The sequence below is a fragment of the Halobacillus sp. AWH4_228 genome (genome assembly GCF_056158365.1).
Window position 1 is genome coordinate 810240 of sequence record NZ_JBSWTE010000001.1, and the last position, 19440, is coordinate 829679.

The 19440-nt window shown below is 48.0% G+C and carries 15 protein-coding genes; 9 read left to right on the plus strand and 6 right to left on the minus strand.

The annotated features are described in order from the left end of the window. Nucleotides 1-252: 252 nt before the first annotated feature. Nucleotides 253-1611 carry a TrkH family potassium uptake protein gene (locus ACXADP_RS04065; protein WP_474970870.1) on the minus strand — a complete coding sequence of 453 codons (1359 nt, stop codon included), beginning with the start codon at nt 1609-1611 and terminating at the stop codon, nt 253-255. 171 nt (nt 1612-1782) lie between these two features. Between ACXADP_RS04065 and ACXADP_RS04070 the strand changes: the two genes are divergently transcribed. Both ACXADP_RS04070 and ACXADP_RS04075 read left to right on the plus strand, forming a co-directional pair. Then, complete coding sequence (locus tag ACXADP_RS04070) at nt 1783-2193, plus strand: hypothetical protein (protein WP_474969710.1); 411 nt, start codon at nt 1783-1785, stop codon at nt 2191-2193. A 64-nt stretch (nt 2194-2257) separates the two neighbouring features. Continuing rightward, nucleotides 2258-3970 (plus strand): ABC transporter ATP-binding protein, encoded by a 1713-nt coding sequence (locus tag ACXADP_RS04075; RefSeq protein ID WP_474970871.1) that lies wholly within the window; start codon nt 2258-2260, stop codon nt 3968-3970. 80 nt (nt 3971-4050) lie between these two features. On the opposite strand, the gene ACXADP_RS04080 is transcribed toward ACXADP_RS04075, so the two are convergent. Together ACXADP_RS04080 and ACXADP_RS04085 are read right to left on the minus strand one after the other, a co-directional pair. Next, entirely contained in the window at nt 4051-5331 is a 1281-nt protein-coding gene (locus ACXADP_RS04080) for a hypothetical protein (RefSeq protein ID WP_474969708.1), read from the minus strand. Between the two features lie 537 nt (nt 5332-5868). Beyond that, complete coding sequence (locus tag ACXADP_RS04085) at nt 5869-6897, minus strand: zinc-binding alcohol dehydrogenase family protein (RefSeq protein WP_474969707.1); 1029 nt, start codon at nt 6895-6897, stop codon at nt 5869-5871. Nucleotides 6898-7130: 233 nt separating this feature from the next. Between ACXADP_RS04085 and ACXADP_RS04090 the strand changes: the two genes are divergently transcribed. After that, nucleotides 7131-7529 carry a winged helix-turn-helix transcriptional regulator gene (locus ACXADP_RS04090; protein WP_474970872.1) on the plus strand — a complete coding sequence of 133 codons (399 nt, stop codon included), beginning with the start codon at nt 7131-7133 and terminating at the stop codon, nt 7527-7529. 36 nt (nt 7530-7565) lie between these two features. On the opposite strand, the gene ACXADP_RS04095 is transcribed toward ACXADP_RS04090, so the two are convergent. Next, nucleotides 7566-8711: a glycerate kinase family protein gene (locus ACXADP_RS04095; protein ID WP_474970873.1), complete on the minus strand. Its 1146-nt coding sequence runs from the start codon at nt 8709-8711 to the stop codon at nt 7566-7568. A gap of 81 nt (nt 8712-8792) precedes the next feature. Here ACXADP_RS04095 and ACXADP_RS04100 point away from each other — a divergent pair, with 81 nt between their 5' ends. The 3 genes from ACXADP_RS04100 to mngB all read left to right on the plus strand — a co-directional run bounded on the left by ACXADP_RS04100 (nt 8793) and on the right by mngB (nt 14249). Continuing rightward, nucleotides 8793-9521 (plus strand): MurR/RpiR family transcriptional regulator, encoded by a 729-nt coding sequence (locus ACXADP_RS04100; protein WP_474969703.1) that lies wholly within the window; start codon nt 8793-8795, stop codon nt 9519-9521. 137 nt (nt 9522-9658) lie between these two features. Beyond that, entirely contained in the window at nt 9659-11602 is a 1944-nt protein-coding gene (gene mngA, locus ACXADP_RS04105) for a PTS 2-O-a-mannosyl-D-glycerate transporter subunit IIABC (RefSeq protein ID WP_474970874.1), read from the plus strand. 34 nt (nt 11603-11636) lie between these two features. Then, complete coding sequence (gene mngB, locus ACXADP_RS04110; protein ID WP_474970875.1) at nt 11637-14249, plus strand: mannosylglycerate hydrolase; 2613 nt, start codon at nt 11637-11639, stop codon at nt 14247-14249. Nucleotides 14250-14298: 49 nt separating this feature from the next. Here mngB and ACXADP_RS04115 read toward each other — a convergent pair whose 3' ends face one another. Continuing rightward, the gene (locus ACXADP_RS04115; RefSeq protein ID WP_474969700.1) at nt 14299-15234 is read right to left on the minus strand and encodes an LCP family glycopolymer transferase; all 936 of its coding nucleotides are present in this window, start codon (nt 15232-15234) and stop codon (nt 14299-14301) included. A 199-nt stretch (nt 15235-15433) separates the two neighbouring features. Here ACXADP_RS04115 and ACXADP_RS04120 point away from each other — a divergent pair, with 199 nt between their 5' ends. Then, nucleotides 15434-16762 carry a short-chain fatty acid transporter gene (locus ACXADP_RS04120; RefSeq protein WP_474970876.1) on the plus strand — a complete coding sequence of 443 codons (1329 nt, stop codon included), beginning with the start codon at nt 15434-15436 and terminating at the stop codon, nt 16760-16762. Nucleotides 16763-17199: 437 nt separating this feature from the next. Here ACXADP_RS04120 and ACXADP_RS04125 read toward each other — a convergent pair whose 3' ends face one another. Continuing rightward, on the minus strand, nt 17200-18327 hold the full coding sequence (locus tag ACXADP_RS04125; RefSeq protein ID WP_474970877.1) for a GGDEF domain-containing protein: 1128 nt from the start codon (nt 18325-18327) through the stop codon (nt 17200-17202). A gap of 213 nt (nt 18328-18540) precedes the next feature. On the opposite strand from ACXADP_RS04125, the gene ACXADP_RS04130 reads away from it, so the two are divergent. Together ACXADP_RS04130 and ACXADP_RS04135 are read left to right on the plus strand one after the other, a co-directional pair. Further along, nucleotides 18541-18726: a hypothetical protein gene (locus tag ACXADP_RS04130; RefSeq protein ID WP_474970878.1), complete on the plus strand. Its 186-nt coding sequence runs from the start codon at nt 18541-18543 to the stop codon at nt 18724-18726. An 80-nt stretch (nt 18727-18806) separates the two neighbouring features. After that, complete coding sequence (locus ACXADP_RS04135; protein ID WP_474970879.1) at nt 18807-19418, plus strand: TetR/AcrR family transcriptional regulator; 612 nt, start codon at nt 18807-18809, stop codon at nt 19416-19418. The last annotated feature ends 22 nt before the right edge of the window (nt 19419-19440 follow it).

Genomic DNA, 19440 nt, shown 5'->3' on the forward strand with positions numbered 1-19440 from the left:
TCCATAGTTCAGGGAAATGGTCAACTTCCGACCGAGGGCTTCTCGCGACCTGCCAAATGACGAGTTGGAAACAAGGAGGATATATATAAGACGGAGAACCCTCAAATGTTTACATACTGAAATAGGGAAGTCCCCTCCCGCAGTCAGTTTGCGGGAATGAGTGGAGGAGGGAGACAGGGGTTAAAAGAGTCGCTCAGCCCGTCTCACTTCTGCTGAAATGCGGACGCTGCGTGGAGCCCTGGTCTTTGTTTGTTAACCAATAATCATTTGTTCTTTTGGATAGCGGTATACATCTTGAATGTTCCGGCGTCTTAGAATGAACAGGAAGGAGAAGATGCCGATACGTCCGATGAACATCAATCCGATGATGATCAGCTTGCCGGCTGTGCCAAGCTCCGGGGTGATGCCCATGGACAAGCCGGTAGTCCCAAAGGCCGAGCAGGCTTCAAAAATCACTTCCATCAAAGTAAACTGCGGTTCGTAATAATTCAAAAGCACAATCGCCGCACCTGTAATGGCGATGGCGGTTGTAATCACGATAAAAGAGCGGAAAACATCGTCCTCGTGAATTTCCCTGCGGAACACACGTACATGATTTTTCCCACGGGCAAAGGAAAAGATGGTCAGCACCATAATGGCAAAGGTCGTCGTCCGGATCCCTCCACCTACACTGCTTGGAGAAGCTCCGATGAACATCAACAGACAGATCACCAACAAAGTCGGCGTGGAAAAATCAGCCACATCCATCGTTGCCAGTCCCCCGTTCCGTGTCGTGACGGATTGGAACAAAGCATAAAAGAGAGACTCGTGCCAGCTTTTCCCTGCAAAGAAGTGATTTCGGTCAAACCAATAGATAAGCAGAGTACCAGCAAGAACGAGGTGTCCGAACGTGACAGATGTCAATTTCGTAAACAAGGAAAAGTGAAACAATTCTTTCCTCCGATTGGTTACATAATCTTTGATTTCAATCAAAACAGGAAAACCGATGGCTCCGAGAGTCAGCAGCAGCATTGTGACGACCTGGACAAAATAGTCGTCCTGGAACATGACGAGGGAAGACCCGGTTATATCGAACCCGGCATTTGTCGTGGCACTCACGGAAGCGAAGGCCCCTTGGATGAAAGCTTCCTCCCAGCTGGGGAAATAACGGATATAATAGATACCGAGAACGACGGCCCCAACTCCTTCAATAAGCAGGATGATCAGGAGGATCTGTCGGATCAGCCGGACCATTCCGGAGAATGTGGAACGGTTTTGATCGGTTTTGATCAATTCGCGGCGCTTTAATCCGATTTTCTGACCGAGCAGAATCCAGATGAATGTGCCGAGCGTCATAACGCCGATGCCTCCGAACTGGAGGATAAACATCAGCGCAACGTACCCCGCTGTGTTGAAAGTATCCGGTGTGGAAACGACTCCCAGTCCTGTCACACTCACAGCGCTGACGGCAGTAAATAAGCTGTCGATCAAGCTTACGTTAACGCCTTCTTTATGAAGAAAAGGAAGACTGATCAGCAATGTAGCGATGAGGGAGGCGGAAAAGTAGAAGAAAACGATGATCTGAAAGGGGGAAAGGCGGTTGAAAAATCGATTGAATCGTGTCTGTTTCATCGTGTCATCCCTTTCTACTTCCTTTGATCAATGGTCTTATAATGGATTTTATAGCGGAACCGCGGAGGAAGCAATACTGGAATCAAAAGGGACTTACTGGAAAACAGCGGGTGTGATATAGTGAGAAAGAACTGAACCATTGATTTTTACAGGATAGGAGAAACATATGCCATGAAAGAAATCATTCTCTTGTTAGCAGAAGTCGTCAACCTATGGCATGACGTCATCGCAAAATTTTCCAGAATGATGGGATGGGAACTCTCAGATAAGGATCTGCATTTCTGGGTAATTGGAATTCTAGGAATCATCGGTCTTATTTTTATAGATGTTCTGTTTCATGCTCTTGCAAAATGGAGTATTACGGTTATTTCCTTTCTTTTCACATTTGCTATGGTGCTTGTCTTCGTTTTTGCGGTGGAAATCCAGCAGAAGATCACAGGCCGTGGCAACATGGAATTTGCGGACGCACTCGTCAGTGTGCTCGGCTTCTTTTTCTTTTGCAGCCTCTACATGATTTTCCGTTTGATTACCAAGGGAATCCAGCGGTACAGGAAGAATAAAGAAGATGAAACCGCCGCTTGAGCGTGCGGTTTTTTTACTCGATTAAAAACGCTGCAGCAGCGTCGTCAGGATGGAGTGGAGGAAGATGCTGAAACGCTTTTTCAGTTATTATCGTCCGCATAGAAAACTGTTTTTCATCGATTTTTTCTGTGCGGTTTTTGTTGGACTGCTTGAACTTGGGTTTCCGATCGCTGTTTCCTGGTTTATTGATGATCTGCTTCCCGAGGGGAACTGGGGAACGATTGTGGCGGTCAGTACCGGGCTGCTGCTTTTATATATGCTGAGTTCAAGTATGCAGTTTGTCGTCAACTACTGGGGGCATAAGCTTGGAATCAATATCGAGACAGATCTTCGCAGAGATTTGTTTCTGCACGTGCAGCGGCAGTCCTTCGGTTTCTTTGATAATACGAAGACCGGAAATATTATGAGCCGGATCACCAACGATCTCATGGACATCGGGGAACTTGCCCATCATGGTCCAGAGGACTTTTTTATAGCCATCATGACCTTTGTCGGTGCTTTCTGGATCATGCTGACCATCAATGTGAAGCTTGCGCTTGTCGCCATCATTATCGTCCCATTCCTCATCTGGCTCATCTATTTTTCCAACATCAAAATGAATGCAGCCTGGACGAAAATGTTCGGCAATATTGCAGAAGTGAATGCACGGGTCGAAGATAGTGTATCCGGGGCCCGTGTCGTGCAGTCATTTACAAATGAAGCGTATGAAATCAAACGCTTCAACACGAACAACCAAATGTTCCGAAAAGCGAAGCTGACCGCCTACAAGGTGATGAGTCTGAATTTGACGGGCATTTATCTGACAACGAGACTGATGACCATCACCATTCTCGTGTACGGCGCCTGGCTCAGTTTTTCCGGTGCTTTAAGCTACGGAGAGCTTGTGGCATTCATTTTGTATTTGAATATTTTATTTAAACCGATCGAAAAAATCAGTGCGCTGCTGGAGTTGTATCCAAAAGGGATGGCCGGCTTCAAGCGGTTTACCCAGTTGATGGATACCATTCCTGATATCCAAAACCGGAGGGGAGCCGTCGACGTTCCTCACCTGCACGGTGACATCCGTTTCCAGAAGGTCACGTTTGGCTATGACGAAAACCGGGAGATTCTAAAGGACTTGAGCTTGTCCGTAAAGCCCGGCGAGACAATTGCTTTTGTCGGACCTTCCGGAGCTGGGAAATCGACGATCTGCTCGTTGATTCCTCGTTTTTATGACGTCAAGGATGGCGCGGTTACCATAGACGGCATCGATGTGCGTGACATGACGAAAGAATCGCTCCGTTCCCAGATCGGCATTGTCCAGCAGGATGTCTTTTTGTTCACCGGAACGATAAGGGAAAACATTGCGTACGGACGACTGGATGCCAGCCAGGAAGAAATTGAAGACGCTGTGGAGAAGGCCCATCTGAAAGAGATGATTGAAAACCTGGCCGATGGATATGATACGCAGATTGGAGAGCGGGGATTGAAGCTGTCCGGCGGTCAGAAGCAGCGGCTTGCCATCGCACGGATGTTCTTGAAAAACCCTTCCATTCTCATTTTGGATGAGGCAACATCCGCGCTGGATACTGAAACTGAAACCCAGATCCAAAAGGCGCTCACCGAGCTTTCCAAAGATCGGACGACCTTGATCATCGCCCACCGTCTTGGGACGATAAAAAAAGCCGACCGTATTCTCGTGATTACGGAAGAGGGAGTGGCTGAAGAAGGAAGTCATGAAGAGCTTCTCGGGCGGGAAGCCGGCCTCTTTGCCAAGCTGCACGCCCTCCAGCACTAAAGAAACCGTTCTAGTTAACTAGAACGGTTTTTTTCTTGCCGTCAGGAGCGGAAATCCCTTGAACTGGATATCACCGACTTTTACTGCGCCGCTTTTTCCTGATCCTCCCTGGAAGGACGTTTTTTTTCCGGCGAAACTTCCTGCTTATCCTTTTTCTCTCTCTGTTTCTTCGTTTCTTGTTTCCTGGCTGTTTCCGTTTCCTGATCTGTATCCGCATCTTTATAGCGCTGCTGCTGGCGGTAGCCGTAGGTGGAGGACAGCACGACTTCTTCATTTTCAAGGGCTGAGCCGAGCGCGCCGATAATGATGGATATGCTGGTAGCCGTCCAGGCGATGTAGAAATAATTATCGTAACCGACAGCGCCGGAAACTTCCGACTCCAACAGCCCCATTGGGATGAAGACGACAACGGCAACCGAAAACATTACAAAGAGGATGAAGTAATAGATGACAACGGTTACCCCGAGCGTAAGCAGCGTGGTCATATTGTACAGTTTCCGGAGATAGGGGGCCCGGTCTTTCCGTTGCTTTTCCCATAAATTGTGAGCAAGGATGATCCAGCCGACCATTAACGAAATGGACAGGATGGTAAGCAGAAGCATCCGCCAAGAACTGTAATTATTGCTCAACCGCCATAACGTCGGGAACACAAGGGCGTAGGAACCGGTGGCAAAGGCGAAGATGATGACCTTCATAAAGGCGGGGAAAATCGCCCATGGGCGGTTGGCCCGCACCATCCCGGTCAATACTCTTAACGCACCACTGATTCGGGACTGGACGATGAACCGCACGTCCATATACGTATCCTCTTCATCCGGTGTCACCCGTTTAATGGGGGAGAATCGGTCTATTCCACGTTTTTCCACAAGCCGTCGGGAGCCTTTTTTCTTTAAATTTTTATGTTCGCCATCTTCTTTTGACTGCAGCCTCTCCTGCGCCTTTTCTCTGTCTTCTTCACCGCTTCCATAGTACATTTCATTGACGAGCTGCAGAATCGACTGCCGGACACGTTTTAATAGAGGTGTGGATCCGAGCCCGGGGAGGGTAATGATGGCAATTTTGTCATTGGTTGATGCTTCAGCCATAATCGGCTTCCGATCATGAAAGAAAGGAAGATCGGTCAGACAGACGATATAATCCCAGTCTTCTTCTTCTTTCTTTTTTAAGCCGGCTTCAAATACTTCCTCCGGGTCTTCCGTGACGCCGGTCAAAGGATCGATTAAGGCTTCGACCTGCCATTCACAGTCGTCTTTCACGTAATATTTGAGCATGTCTGGAAGCTGTTCGCTGATTGTTTTACTGAGCTCCTTGGGGTAACCAGGCGGTGTGACAATCCCAAGCGATCGCTGATGTTCACTCATATATGGTCATCTCCTGTTTGTAGGTTGGGTTTGTACAATATGAAATACCCTTTGGATCCGCTTCCTATGCAGGATTTTCCTATAAATTATATAAAAATAATAAATAAAACGCGCGGACAGACGAGCGTTAAGGGTGAAAATGAAACTCCCGTGAACGTACGTCCACGGGAGACTGGTGTGAAGATAGTGATGATATGTATCCGCATAGGGATAAAAGGGGGATCTCCTTAAAAGGTATACCCCTCCCTTTAGAGCATAAACATCCAATTTTCATATAGGAACATAATAGAGAGAGTGAATGAACATGCTTTGAACTTTTTTCAAACGCACGCCAACCAATCATCGTAAGTTGAACAATCACACCAATGACTGTGAATGCGAGGAGAGATTCAAAAGATTTTCAATGGATGTAAACATAAATAGGAAGGACCAGGAGGATTCCCTCTCCGATATAAGCGGAAACGAGGTTTTCCAGAACGCCTGTTTCAGCCGGCGAAGGTATCCAGTAAAAAACCTCCGCCCCTATGGGCGGAGGTTTTAAGATTCAAAAGATTCCACAACAATTTTTCCGATGGCCTTCCCGGATTCAAGCTTCTCATGAGCTTTTTTCATGTTTGCGGCATGGATGGGAGAAAGGGTTTCATTCAACGTCGTCTGTATGTTCCCTTCATCAATAAGACCGGAAATCTCATTGAGGAGTTCATGCTGTTTGATCATATCATCGGTTTGATACATCGGACGTGTAAACATCAACTCCCACACAAATGTTGCACTTTTACTCTGCAGCATGGTTAAATCAACGGGTTCCGGCATCTCTACGATGGAACAGATTTTCCCTTGAGGAGCGATGGATTCTGCCATGTTACTCCAGTGCTGCTCTGTTGCATTCAGGCAGAAAATAAAGTCCACCGTTTCGATTTGGATTTCCTTCAGCTGAGAAGAAAAGTCGTGATAGTGATTGATTGTGAAATCAGCTCCCCGCTTCTTCGCCCATTCCTCTGTTTCCGGACGTGAGGCTGTGCCGACAACCGTAAGCCCGGCCCGCTTCGCCAGCTGGGTGGCAATGGATCCGACACCACCGGATGCACCGATAATCAGAATAGACTTCCCTTTATTATCTTCTGGATGATGACTGACTTTTAAACGATGAAACAAGGCTTCGTAGGCTGTAATCGTTGTTAATGGAAGAGCGGCGCTTTCTGCAAAGGATAAGGAAGCCGGTTTCTTTCCGACAATGCGTTCGTCTATGAGGTGGAATTCACTGTTCCCGCCTTGCCGGGTAATATCTCCGGCATAGTAGACGTGGTCGCCTTTTTTGAAGAGGCTGGTTTCAGCTCCGGTTTCCACGACAACCCCGGCAACGTCCCATCCGAGGACCTTGGCTTCTGTTTCCGTGTCACCATTCGCTCTTACTTTGTAGTCGACAGGGTTGACTCCGACGGCTTCCACGCGTACGAGTAAATCACGACCTTCGGCTTTCGGTTTGTCCAGTTCCAAGTCGATCAGGCTTTCCTCATGGTCGACAGGCAGATGTTTATATAATCCAACAGCTTTCATTTTACTCATCACTCCCACATCCTTTCTCAACATCCATAGCTTTCGGTGTTAGAGTTCCTGTTTTGATCGTAAAGGATTCTTTATATTTTTTGAAGTACGCACATTTTTGTGGGAAAGTATCAAAAAGGATACCTGCTGGGAAAGACTTCTGCTCCTCTTCACACATGAACTTATGGTATAGTGACAGTATATAAAAAGGGATTACAATTGAAATGTTTCCTATAGAACAGGGGAGGCCCTCTATGAGTGCAGAAAAAAAAGATCAGACGGTTGGGAAACCTTTCTTGAACCAATATTCCTGTCCCGTAGAAGGAACGGTCCACGTCATCGGCGGGAAATGGAAAAGTGTCATCATTTTTCATCTGCTGGATGGAACGAAGCGGTTCAATGAGCTCAAAAGGCTGAACAGCGGCATTACCCAGCGGATGCTGACGCTGCAGCTGAGAGAGCTGGAGGCAGACGGGATTGTGCACAGAGAAGTGTATCCAGTTGTTCCTCCGAAAGTAGAATATTCCTTGACGGAGTTTGGTTTCTCCTTGAAGCCGATCGTCGTCATGATGCGGGAGTGGGGAAGGGAGAACATGGAGAAGGTCCTTTCCCACAGGGAATCGTATCAGGAAATGGAAAAGAGGAATGGATGAAGATCCATTCCTCTTTTTCTATCCGCCCCCTCAAGTTCATACACCTGTTTTAACGGTCAGGAGCCGGCCGATCTGTTCAGCTGTCTCCGCCAGATTGTCCCGGGCTGTGTCCGGATTCAAAGCGTCCTGTAAGGAGGAAGGTCCTCTCATGATCGAAAAGCAGGCATCGATTCCTGCACCATGATGTCCTTTTTCAACACCTGTAATGTCCCCGGCAAGAGCGATGACGGCTCTGCCCTGCTGTTTAGCACGTTCCGCTATGCCGGATGGAGCTTTTCCCATTGAACTCTGGGCATCAAGTTTTCCTTCTCCGGTAATGATGAGATCGGCTCCGGCTATGCGCTCATCCATCTTTATCTCATCGAGAATGAACTGGACACCAGACTGCAGGGAAGACTGGAGAAATCCTGAGAAGGCGGCTCCAAGTCCACCCGCCGCACCACTTCCTGCGGTGTCCTGAAGATCCAGCCCCAGCTGTTTTTGTACAATGTCAGCGAAATGCTTCAGTCCTTCATCAAGGAGAGAGACTTCCTCAGGGGATGCCCCTTTCTGCGGAGCAAAAATGTGAGCGGCCCCGTTCGGTCCATAAAGTGGATTGGAGACATCGCACATCGTGTGAATGACAACATCCTTCAGCCGGGGATGGACATGAGTCGTATCGATGTGAGCCAGTCGTGATAAATGACGGCCCCCATCACCGATACTCCGGCCATCCGCGTCCAGAAATTGAAAACCGAGGGCCCGGAGCATCCCGGTGCCTCCGTCTGTCACTGCGCTTCCTCCAAGCCCGACGATCATTTCCCGGCAGCCCTTTTCAAGAGCTTCGACCATGAGCTCTCCGACGCCGTAGGAGGTAGCGGATAAGGCATTTCTTTCTTCTTCGTTGACAAGCGGAAGTCCGCACGCTTCCGCTACCTCAATGACAGCGGTGGTGTCCTGGCGGATGATTCCATAGGCTGCTTTGACCGGACGTCTGAGAGGACCGCAGACGTTTTTATAAACGACTTTTCCTCCTAGAGCAGATACAAATGCATCCATAGTGCCTTCACCTCCATCTGCTACAGGGATGGTATCAACGCTGAATGAATCGGATGCGTTGATCAGTCCTTTCTGGACCGCTGCGTTCGCTTCCCTTGAGGATAAGCTACCTTTAAAAGAATCCAAGGCTACTAAAATATTCATGGGGGATCCCTCCGATAGAATGATTAAAAAAACACGGTTTATGTCTGCTATAATAGATGCAACAAAATGAGGTGAACTGACATGAGATTTGAAGAACGTGTTCATAAATATGAATATAAGCTGAATGATACCGATGACCAGATCATTGACTACATCCTTCAATATAAAGAAGATGTGACCGGCGGATCCATCCAACTGCTTGCTTCACAGGCCTATACTGTCCCCAATACCATTACAAGGCTTTCGAAAAAACTCGGCTACGACGGATTCTCTCATATGAAGAACAGTCTGAAAGTAGAACTCGAAGAACCGTATGAAGTCCCGGATGACGATTCCTATTCTTTAATCCAGAAAACCTTTGAAATCCTTGATCAGGACCGGATGATGGAAGCGGCTCGTCAGCTTGCGGAGTCCAAACAGGTGCTTCTTTTCGGGCTTGGAGATTCTTCGGACCTCTGCGAAATGATGGCCAGAAACCTCCGGGTGGTCGGCAAGCCGACGAGCCATCACATTCACCGGCACGAAATCCTCCACAGTCTCGACCAGGCCAATCAGCAGAGCGTCCTTTTCTTAATCAGCCTTTCCGGAGAAACGCCGCTTGTCCTGGAGGCGGCCGAAAAAGCCGTGGAAAAGAAGATTCCTATTATATCCTTGACTCATTTTACGAAGAACCCGCTGCAGGCGATGGCGGCCATCAATCTCTATTGTTATGCACCGAAAAAAACGAAAAACGGCTACAATATAACGGGACGGACGCCGGTCATGGTTGTTTTAGAAACATTATCCCAGTATTTTTGGAAATCTTACTGAAGTTGTTTCCGCATACACAAGAAAACGCTTTAATAAGAAAAAGATGTGTAAAAATAAGAAGAATCCATCTTCTTATTTTTTTTTTGCTAAGATAAAGCCAAGTGATGAAAACACTTACAAAGCGGAGGTGGAACAGAATGGAACTAAGAAAATTGACCTCACCCCATTTGATAAGTACGAAAATACATCTTGCTTCGAAGCAGGAAGCCATTGAGTATTTAGTCAAACAGCTGGATGAGGAGGGAAAGCTTCATTCCAAGGACGAATTTTTGAAAGCGGTTCAAGACAGAGAAGAGCTGTCCCCGACTGGGTTTGAAGGAGGCCTCGCAATCCCGCACGGGAAATCGACGGCCGTGAAGGAAGCGGCTTTCGCTGTAGCGACGGTTGAAAAACCACTGACGGACTGGGAGAGCATCGACCCTTCCAATCAGGTCGAACTCATTATCCTGTTAGCAATCCCGGATCAGGAAGCAGGATCCACGCACTTATCTTTATTATCTGAATTTGTCACCCGTTTATCAGACGACGCGTATAAACAAGGGCTTTTGAACGCTTCTTCAAGCGAAGAGCTATTTGAACGGCTTGATGCGGTAGAAGAGGAAGCAGAGGAATCAGAGGAGAACGCAGAACAATCAGCGGAAACTCGTCTCATTCTAGCCGTCACCGCCTGTCCAGCCGGAATTGCCCATACGTATATGGCAGCGGAAGCGTTGACGAAGGCAGGAAAAGAGATGGGTTATAGAGTTCTCGTAGAAAAACAGGGAGCCAACGGTATTGAAGACCGTCACACGAAACAGAACTTAAGAAAAGCGGATGCGGTCATTTTTGCTAATGACGTTGCTGTCAAAGATGAAGAGCGCTTTGCTCACCTGCCGAAAGTGAAAACGTCGGTAGCAGCGCCACTCCGGGATGCCCGCGGAATATTGGAAAAGGCGGAAGCAAAAGCAGCCGGTTATGTGAAGGATGAACAGGTTTCCGAAGCGGCTGCGGCTGATGATACGGAAGAAGAACAGGATGGAAAAGGGTTTAAAGCAGAAATCAAGGATTCCATCCTTACCGGGATTTCCTACATCATTCCGATCATCGTTGCCGGTGGGATGACGCTCGCTGCGGCTGTGTTAATCTCGCAGGCTTTCGATCTGCAGACGCTCTATGATACGGAAGGTTCATGGCTCTGGATGCTCCGTCAGCTCGGCGGTGGCCTTCTCGGTCAGCTGATGGTGCCGATTCTGGCCGCCTATATGGCCTACTCGATTGCAGATAAACCGGCGCTTGGACCTGGTTTTGCTGCTGGTGTAGCTGCCAACTTGATCGGCTCCGGGTTTCTCGGCGGGATGCTCGGTGGTTTCCTAGCCGGATTCTTCCTGAAATTCTTGAAAAACAAAATCAAGCCCAAAGGTACATTTGCCGGGTTCATCAGCTTCTGGGTCTATCCCGTCCTTGGTACGCTTGTGGTTGGATCGATTATGCTGTTCGTCATCGGAGAACCACTGGCCTGGATCAATAACGGTCTGATCAACTGGCTTGGAAGCTTATCGGGAGCCAACGCCCTGATTCTTGGAGCGATCCTTGGCGCTATGGTTTCCTTCGATCTGGGAGGACCTGTCAATAAAGCCGCCTATACGTTCTGTATCGGAGCGATGGCGAGCGGTAACTTTATTCCTTATGCAGCCTTTGCTTCGGTTAAAATGGTGTCCGCTTTTGCTGTCACTGGAGCTACGATTCTCGGGAAGAAATATTTCTCCCTTCAGGAACAGGAAATTGGAAAACAGACGTGGCTGCTCGGCCTTGCCGGCATTACGGAGGGAGCGATTCCATTTATGATCAATGATCCGCTTCGTGTCATTCCTTCCCTGGTAGCCGGTTCTGCGGTGACGGGAGCCATTGTCGCCTACTTTGACCTTGGATTGAATGTACCGGGCGCCGGCATCTTCTCCCTCGCTCTCCTTCAGGGACAGCCGATTCTGCTCGCTGCAAGTCTCTGGTTCGGCGCGGCTCTGCTCGGCGCATTGATTTCTATGGTTCTATTGATCGCAACAAGAAAAAGGAAAATAACGAAAGAAGCGGCTGCTGCCGCCTGATAGAGAAGTACGAATGAATAAGGAGGATATCGAAATGAAGCAGGCCCACATTGTACCGCATATGCACTGGGACAGAGAATGGTATTTTACAACAGAGGAGTCCCGTATCCTCTTAGTGAACAACATGGAAGAAATTATGGATAAGCTTGAGAACGATCCCGACTATCCCTATTATGTGCTCGATGGACAGACATCCATTTTGGAAGATTACTTTGCTGTAAAGCCGGAAAATAAAGAGCGGGTCCGAAAGCTCGTCCAGGAAGGGAAGCTGATCATCGGACCGTGGTATACGCAGACCGATGAAATGGTGGTCGGAGCTGAATCCATCGTCCGCAACTTGTTGTATGGCCATAAGGATTCAGAAGCCTTCGGGGCGCCGATGAAAATCGGCTACCTGCCGGATTCGTTCGGTCAGTCGGCTCAGATGCCTCAGATTTTCAACGGCTTTGACATCCAATATTCGATTTTCTGGCGCGGTACATCGGAGCGTCACGGCACGGATAAAACAGAATTCCACTGGGAAAGTGAGGACGGATCCAGCGTCCTCGTCCAGCTCTTCCCACTCGGCTATGCCATCGGGAAGTACCTGCCGGAGGATGAAGAAGCGCTCCAGAAGCGGATGGATAAGTATTTCCGTGTACTCGACCGCGGGGCTACGACCGATCACATCATCCTTCCCAATGGACATGACCAGATGCCGATTCAGGAAAACATTCACACGATCATTGAAAAGCTGCAGCGGCTTTACCCTGACCGGGAATTTTTCTTAAGCCGCTATGAAAATGTATTTGAGGAACTGGAGAAGAACGACGACCTGCCGTTGTTATCCGGAGAGTTTCTTGATGGAAAATATATGCGTGTACACCGCAGCATCTACTCCACAAGAAATGATATCAAAGCAGCGAATACACGCGTGGAAAATAAGCTGACCAACGTGTTGGAGCCGCTGGCGTCCATGGCCTATTCGCTCGGCTTCGAATACCATCACGGACTGATTGAATTGATCTGGAAGGAAATGATGAAAAACCATGCCCATGACAGTATCGGATGCTGCTGCTCTGATAAGGTGCACAGGGAAATCCTCAACCGCCTGTTTCTGGCTGAGGAAAAAACGGATCAGCTGATCGAATTTTATAAGCGTAAAATTACGGATGCGGTCCAAGCGGAGCATGATGTCGTTTCCGCCTTCAACTTCCTCCCTTATGAGCGCGGGGAAGTCATTACAGATAAAGTCGTGACGAAGCTGGAATCCTTCGTCATGGAGGGCCATGACGGCCGGGGAGTTCCTTTTGAAGTCCTGGAGAAAAACATTCTTGATCCAGGTCTCATTGACCGTCAGATTGTCCACTATGGCAACTATGATCCGTTTTATGAATATACCATTCAATGGAAGGACACCCTCCCTTCCATGGGGTATAAGACGTATGAAATCAAACCGGAAGAAGGAGCGCTTGCTGCTGCCGGCCCGCATCAATCAGATAAACGGGAAATCGAGACCGATCACTACCGGATTCAAGTGAACAGCAATGGTACACTCACCATTTACGACAAAAGGAACAACGTGGAAATCCAAGATGTCCTGCTTCTGGAAAACGGCGGTGATGATGGGGATGAATATGACTATTCCCCGCTTGAGAATGAGACGTTGATCTATAGTCGTTCGATGGAAGCAGACGTTCAAGTGTATGAAAATGATTACAGTGCCAGGCTGGATATCGCGTTGCAATTACCTGTACCCGCCAACTTGGAAAGCCGGAAAGCTGGGAAAATCGACAGCTTCGTATCTGTTCAATGGCACTTACACATTGCGAAGCATAAGCCGGTCATTGAGGTGAAAGCAGACATTAACAACCAGGCCGGGGATCACCGTCTGCGCGCCCTCATTCCAACACAGATTGCCTCCGCTTTCTCATGGTCGGATAATCAATTCGGCATGATCAAACGCGATGTCGTCGACAGCGCGATGGATTATTGGGAAGAGGAAGACTGGGATGAACGCCCGGATTCCATTTATCCGATGCTGTCCTATGTCGGTTTATCAGACGACAAACGCGGGGTCACGCTGCTTACGAACAGCGTTCGTGAATATGAAATCATCGGAGATTCCTTTGATACGATCGCAGTCACGCTGTTCAGGAGTGTCGGCGTATTAGGAAAAGAAGAGCTGGTGAGGCGTCCGGGACGTCCATCAGGAATAAAACTTCCGACACCGGACTCCCAGATGATCGGCCGTCTGGAACTTGACTTTGCACTGGTGCTTCATGAAGGATCACTCTCAGATGCCGGGGCAGGGAGAATCGCGAAAGAGTATACAACCCCTGTGGAGATTTATAATAGAATTCCTTACAATGCAATGAAACTGAATGAATCCGGCCTCGTGACCCCGGGATCGCATTCACTGCTGAAGGAAGGAAATGAAGGAGCCGTTCTAAGTACGCTCAAAAAAGCAGAAGATGAGGAACGTCTGCTGCTGCGCTTTTTCAATCCGAAAGAAGAGGAGCAGGAAGCAGAATTTCACCTTTCCTCCCATTCGGAGAACATCCAGGAGGCGAAATTGAACGAGGTGCCTCAGGAAACGTTGCTGCACCAACAAGGAAGAGTCTCTCTATCCTTGAAGCCGAATCAGGTGACATCCATCTTGTTTTAACATAAAGAAAGCCCCGTCTTCGTAAAGACGGGGCTTTCTTTATGGTTGATCAGGAACCGAAGTTCACAATCATATCATGGGTTTTCTGAATTTCAGCATCAGACATGAAAATCAGGTACATGCCGTTCACCATCTGTCCATCTCCGGACATTTGGTAGGTGGACGTATTTTTACGGGCGCTGCTGTAGTTCGTCGCCAGACGCCTCATATCAGAGAACTGCATGTTCGTACTCACATTATCTCCAAGCACATCCATCACATTTCCCACCTTATTCACCGCATCAAGGCTTGCTCCTTTATCAATAATACCAGTAATAACCTCGCGCTGCCGCTCGTTACGGCCGAGGTCTCCATTTGGATCGTCTTTCCGCATCCGGACATAGGACAGGGCTTCCTGTCCATCAAGCTCAAGCTCGCCTTCTTCAAAGGTGTAATTGCCGGACGTAAAGGTCATATCGTTCTGAACCGTTACACCGTTGACAGCATCCACAACCTGGGACAGGCCTTCCATGTTCACACGAATATAATAGTCCAGGTCGATATCAAGGAAATTTTCCACCGTATTGACCGCCATGTCACTTCCGCCATAGGCGTAGGCATGGTTGATTCTCGTCACGCGGCCGTCATTGGCGATTTCCGCCCGTGTATCACGGGGAATGCTGACCATCTGCATCTGGTCATTGTTCGGATCAAGCGTCATCACAATCATCGTATCGGAACGACCGACGTCATTTTCGCGTTCGTCGACGCCCAGCAGAAGGATATTGATCGGGTCTTTATTGTCTACTTTCGCTTTCGTTTCGTCATTATCAATGGAAGCCACACTTTCGTGTAAATCTTCATTCACTGTTGTGCGGACATCCTGCAGGATCATATATGCATAAACTCCTCCTGCGACAAGGATCAGTGCCAGTGCAGCCAGGAGGATTCTCCAGCGTTTTTTCTTTCTGCGCTTTTTCTTCTTGGAACGTCTGCGCTCTTCCATACCCCCACCTCTTTCATTCAAACTACTTCTATTATACGATTTTTGTAGAACCTTGTAAAAATAATCCTGCATTTTGTCTTGGGAGAAAAGTCATTCTGATCATTCGTGGAAATGGGAAATTCATTTGTAGAGAAGGAAAATGGTGTCGCATAACGAAATGGTACCGTGGGTCTTTATCTACCAACCAAAGGAGGATTTGATGTTAAAACGAGCCATTCATGTATCCAACACACTCATGCAGCGTTACCTGCCCGATCCCTTTCTTTTCGTCATTCTATTAACGATGGTGGTCTTCGGGTTAGGGTTGATATTTACACCAAGCACGCCTGTCCAGATGGTGCAGTACTGGGGGGAAGGGTTTTGGAACCTTTTATCGTTCTCCATGCAGATGGTGCTCGTACTTGTCACCGGCTTTGTTCTGGCGAGCAGTCCGGTGTTTAAAAGTGCGCTCGGACGACTGGCATCTACAGCCCGCACACCGGGCCAGGCTGTTGTCATTGTGACGGTTGTTTCCCTGGCAGCCAGCTGGATCAACTGGGGGTTCGGACTTGTCATCGGAGCCTTATTCGCAAGAGAGCTTGCCAAAAGAGTGGAGCGGGTGGATTACCGGCTTTTAATTGCAAGCGCTTACTCTGGGTTCCTTGTCTGGCATGGGGGACTGGCCGGTTCTATACCACTGACGATCGCCACACCTGATCATTTCACAGCAGATTCCATCGGGATCATCCCCGCTTCAGAGACGATATTTGCCGGATTCAACCTTGCGATAACAGCCGCGTTATTCATCGCTGTACCACTTTTGAACAGGAGGATGTCACCAGCAGAGGAAGAAAGGTTTGTCATCGACCGTTCCCTGCTTGAGCAGCCTCGTCATCAGGAGGCAGCCGGGCTGGAGGCGGACGCCCTGACACCGGCCGTCCGCATGGAAAACAGCCGGATTCTTTCCATGATCATCGGAGGACTTGGCGTTGGATTTCTCGTGTACTATTTTGTTACGACCGGTTTTCAATTGAATCTGAACATCGTCAACTTTGCTTTCTTATTTATGGGGATCCTTTTCCACGGCACGCCCAGGCATTTTTTGGACGCTGTGAGCGATGCGGTGAAAGGGGCGGGAGGCATTATCATCCAATTTCCGTTTTATGCAGGAATTATGGGGATGATGGTCGCATCCGGATTGGCAGCGCTTATGTCAGAAGCGTTTGTGTCCATCTCCACCCCCTTTACGTTTCCCTTCTTTGCCTTTTTAAGTGCAGGGATCGTGAACTTTTTCGTTCCGTCCGGTGGAGGACAGTGGGCAGTGCAGGCACCCATTATGCTGGATGCCGCCCAGCACCTCGGAGTATCGATACCAAAAACAGCCATGGCAGTCGCCTGGGGAGACGCATGGACCAATATGATTCAACCCTTCTGGGCCCTGCCGGCACTTGCGATTGCAGGCTTGAAGGCGAAGGATATTATGGGCTTCTGTCTCATCGTCCTTTTTGTAAGCGGTATCATAATTTCACTCGGGTTACTGTTCTTATAAATAAAAAAGCTCTGCCGAAAAGGCAGAGCTTTTTTATGGTGCCTCCAGGAGAATAGCCCCTTTTCTTTGGGTGGACGAACCTCCGAGTGTCCACGGGTAAACTACCTTGTGGGGCCTGGACCATCTGCTTTCCGCAGGTGTGGAACGATCTGAGCTCCTTTCAAGAGAAGGTTAATGCCATAGTCAGTACCTGCATACGAATGGTACTGAATTCTCTTATAAGATATAAAGCTTGTTGTTCTAGATATATGAGCTTTAAGAAAACGCCTATTTTTTAGATCATCATTCGGTGAAGTCACGAGGAGCGTTCGGTGGTGACGCCTGCGGCAAGCATCCACCGATAAGCGGAACGTGACCACTCACACAACATACAGATAACTCTAATGGAACGTTTTTTACAGCCTGGCAGGGTGTGAAAGACAAAGCATTTTGTGAATTTACATCAAGTAAGTCCGGTGATCAGCCTGAACGAATCCACCGGCGGTGAAAGAGACAACACGATTCCGCCCCAGCTGTTTCGCCTGATATAACGACTGATCGGTCAAATCAATGATCTCCTGCCTGTCTTCCGTTGTAGATGGATACGTGCTCGCCCCGATGGAAACCGTTATCGGAATATGCGATGTGGCATTGATCCAGAAGGTATGGGCCATCACTTCGCTCCGGATCCGTTCGGCAATGGCACAGGCACAGGAATTGGAGCAGTCCGGAAGAATGACAGAAAACTCTTCCCCACCGTTCCTGGAAACGATATCTGAGTTTCTTGTATGTTCCTGAAGAAGACGTCCGAGCTGCTTGAGTACCTGATCTCCAGCCGGATGACCATACGTATCATTCACATCCTTGAAGTGGTCCACATCAATGATAAGAAGGGACAACTCCTTCTTTTTCTTTTCGCTCTCCTCAAGCTGCTGGTTCCAGTGGAAATCGAACTGCCTCACATTGTTCAATCCTGTCAGATGGTCGATGGAAGCTTTTTGCTCATAGCTCTTAAAAAGAGAGTGGGACCGGTCGAGGTATTGAATGAGATAAATGATCCCCACACCGCCAAGACAGCTGATCACCCAGTATACAGGGAGCAGAGTTTCAAGAAGACTCCAATCCCTTACGACCACAGAAAGCACAATGGAAAAGACGAGGTTGGAATAAAAAATCATGTAAAAGCCTGAAATATAGCGGGGCTGATGACTTTTTCTCATTCGATCAATCACGATGATGCCGGCAAGGGTCACGATCATGAAAATAATGGCCGCCAACGATGAAAGGTTGAAGCCATGAAGGAAACGTCCGGCAATAATGAGGATAGTGCCGATAACGGCCGGCCGGACACCGCTGATTAACAGAATCATAAGGACGGGAACATGCCGCAGGTCCACAATCGTCAAATCAGTCACCTGAATGGAATAATACATCATTAAGTTTCCCATTATACCGGCCGCGACTCCATCAATCAGGCAGATCACCTTTAGTGGCAGATGTTTTTCAAGGGTGTGCCATCTTAATTGAAGATAGGAGAAAAACAAAGCGGTCAGGATGCAGATATTGACAAAAAAATCGGATACCATGGAACATCAACTCCCCATTGTACAAAAAAATGTGAACGTTCGTTTAGTCGCATTGCGTCGAATAAAATACAGTAATCTTCCCTCTCATATTACCATGATATTCCTTTGCGAAGAGCGTCCGATGCGCTAAATAGGTCTTTACACCTATATAAAATCTATGTAGAATTATGGTAAATAATATAAAAGGGATCATTCGATGGAGGAGGCAGACAGATGAGAGAGAACTTAGATCACAAATGGCTGGATCTTGTTGAGAAAGCAATGGATGGACCGTGTTCCAAAGAGGAATTCCGCCGTTACCTGAACGAACAGAAAATCCTGAAGGCCGGACGTGAATATGGAGAAAAGAATGCCAGAGAGAGAAATGGGCATTTGACTTTAGTTACGCGCGGACAGTAGTTACCGAACGTTTAGTTACCTTCCTTTATTTTCTAAATACATGTGGATGACAACCGCTCATCCTCTGAAAGGGAAACAAAATGAATACGAAACAAACCATTCTTGAAAATGCCCTGCAGTACTTTGCTTCCTATGGATATGACGGGGCTTCGATGTCATTGATTGCCCGCGAGACACAGATTACAAAAGCGGGGATTTATAGTTATTTCAAAAACAAGGAAGATCTGTACATAGCTGTACTCGACCATTTAGTAGTGTTTCACAAAGAATACTGGATGCAGAAAAAACAGCGGATGAAATCGGCGTCCAGCGAAAAAAAGTTGAGGGACAGCTTTATTATGTCGATCCAGACAGCCGTCAAAGAACCCGCATTGATTGCGTTCTGGCAGATGGCTCAGATTTCTCCGCCAAGGTCACTGGAACAGGTGGTAAGCGAAAAGATATCAGCATCCAGAAACTTTCTACTCGCCTATTTCGAAGAGATGTTCGAGGCTGGAAAAGCTGCCGGGGAAATTGAGACGCACCATTTGTCCCTGACCCTGGCTCATTCGTTCTACTGTCTGATGGAAGGGGCTTCCTTAAAGCATGTGAATGCAAATTTCCCTGATTACGAAGCAACGCTTCTTGCGATATTTGAATTGTTCTGGGACGGGTTGGAAGCTCGGGAAGCCGACGAATGGAAGATTGTTTGAACCGAAAACGAAATTCAGTTTA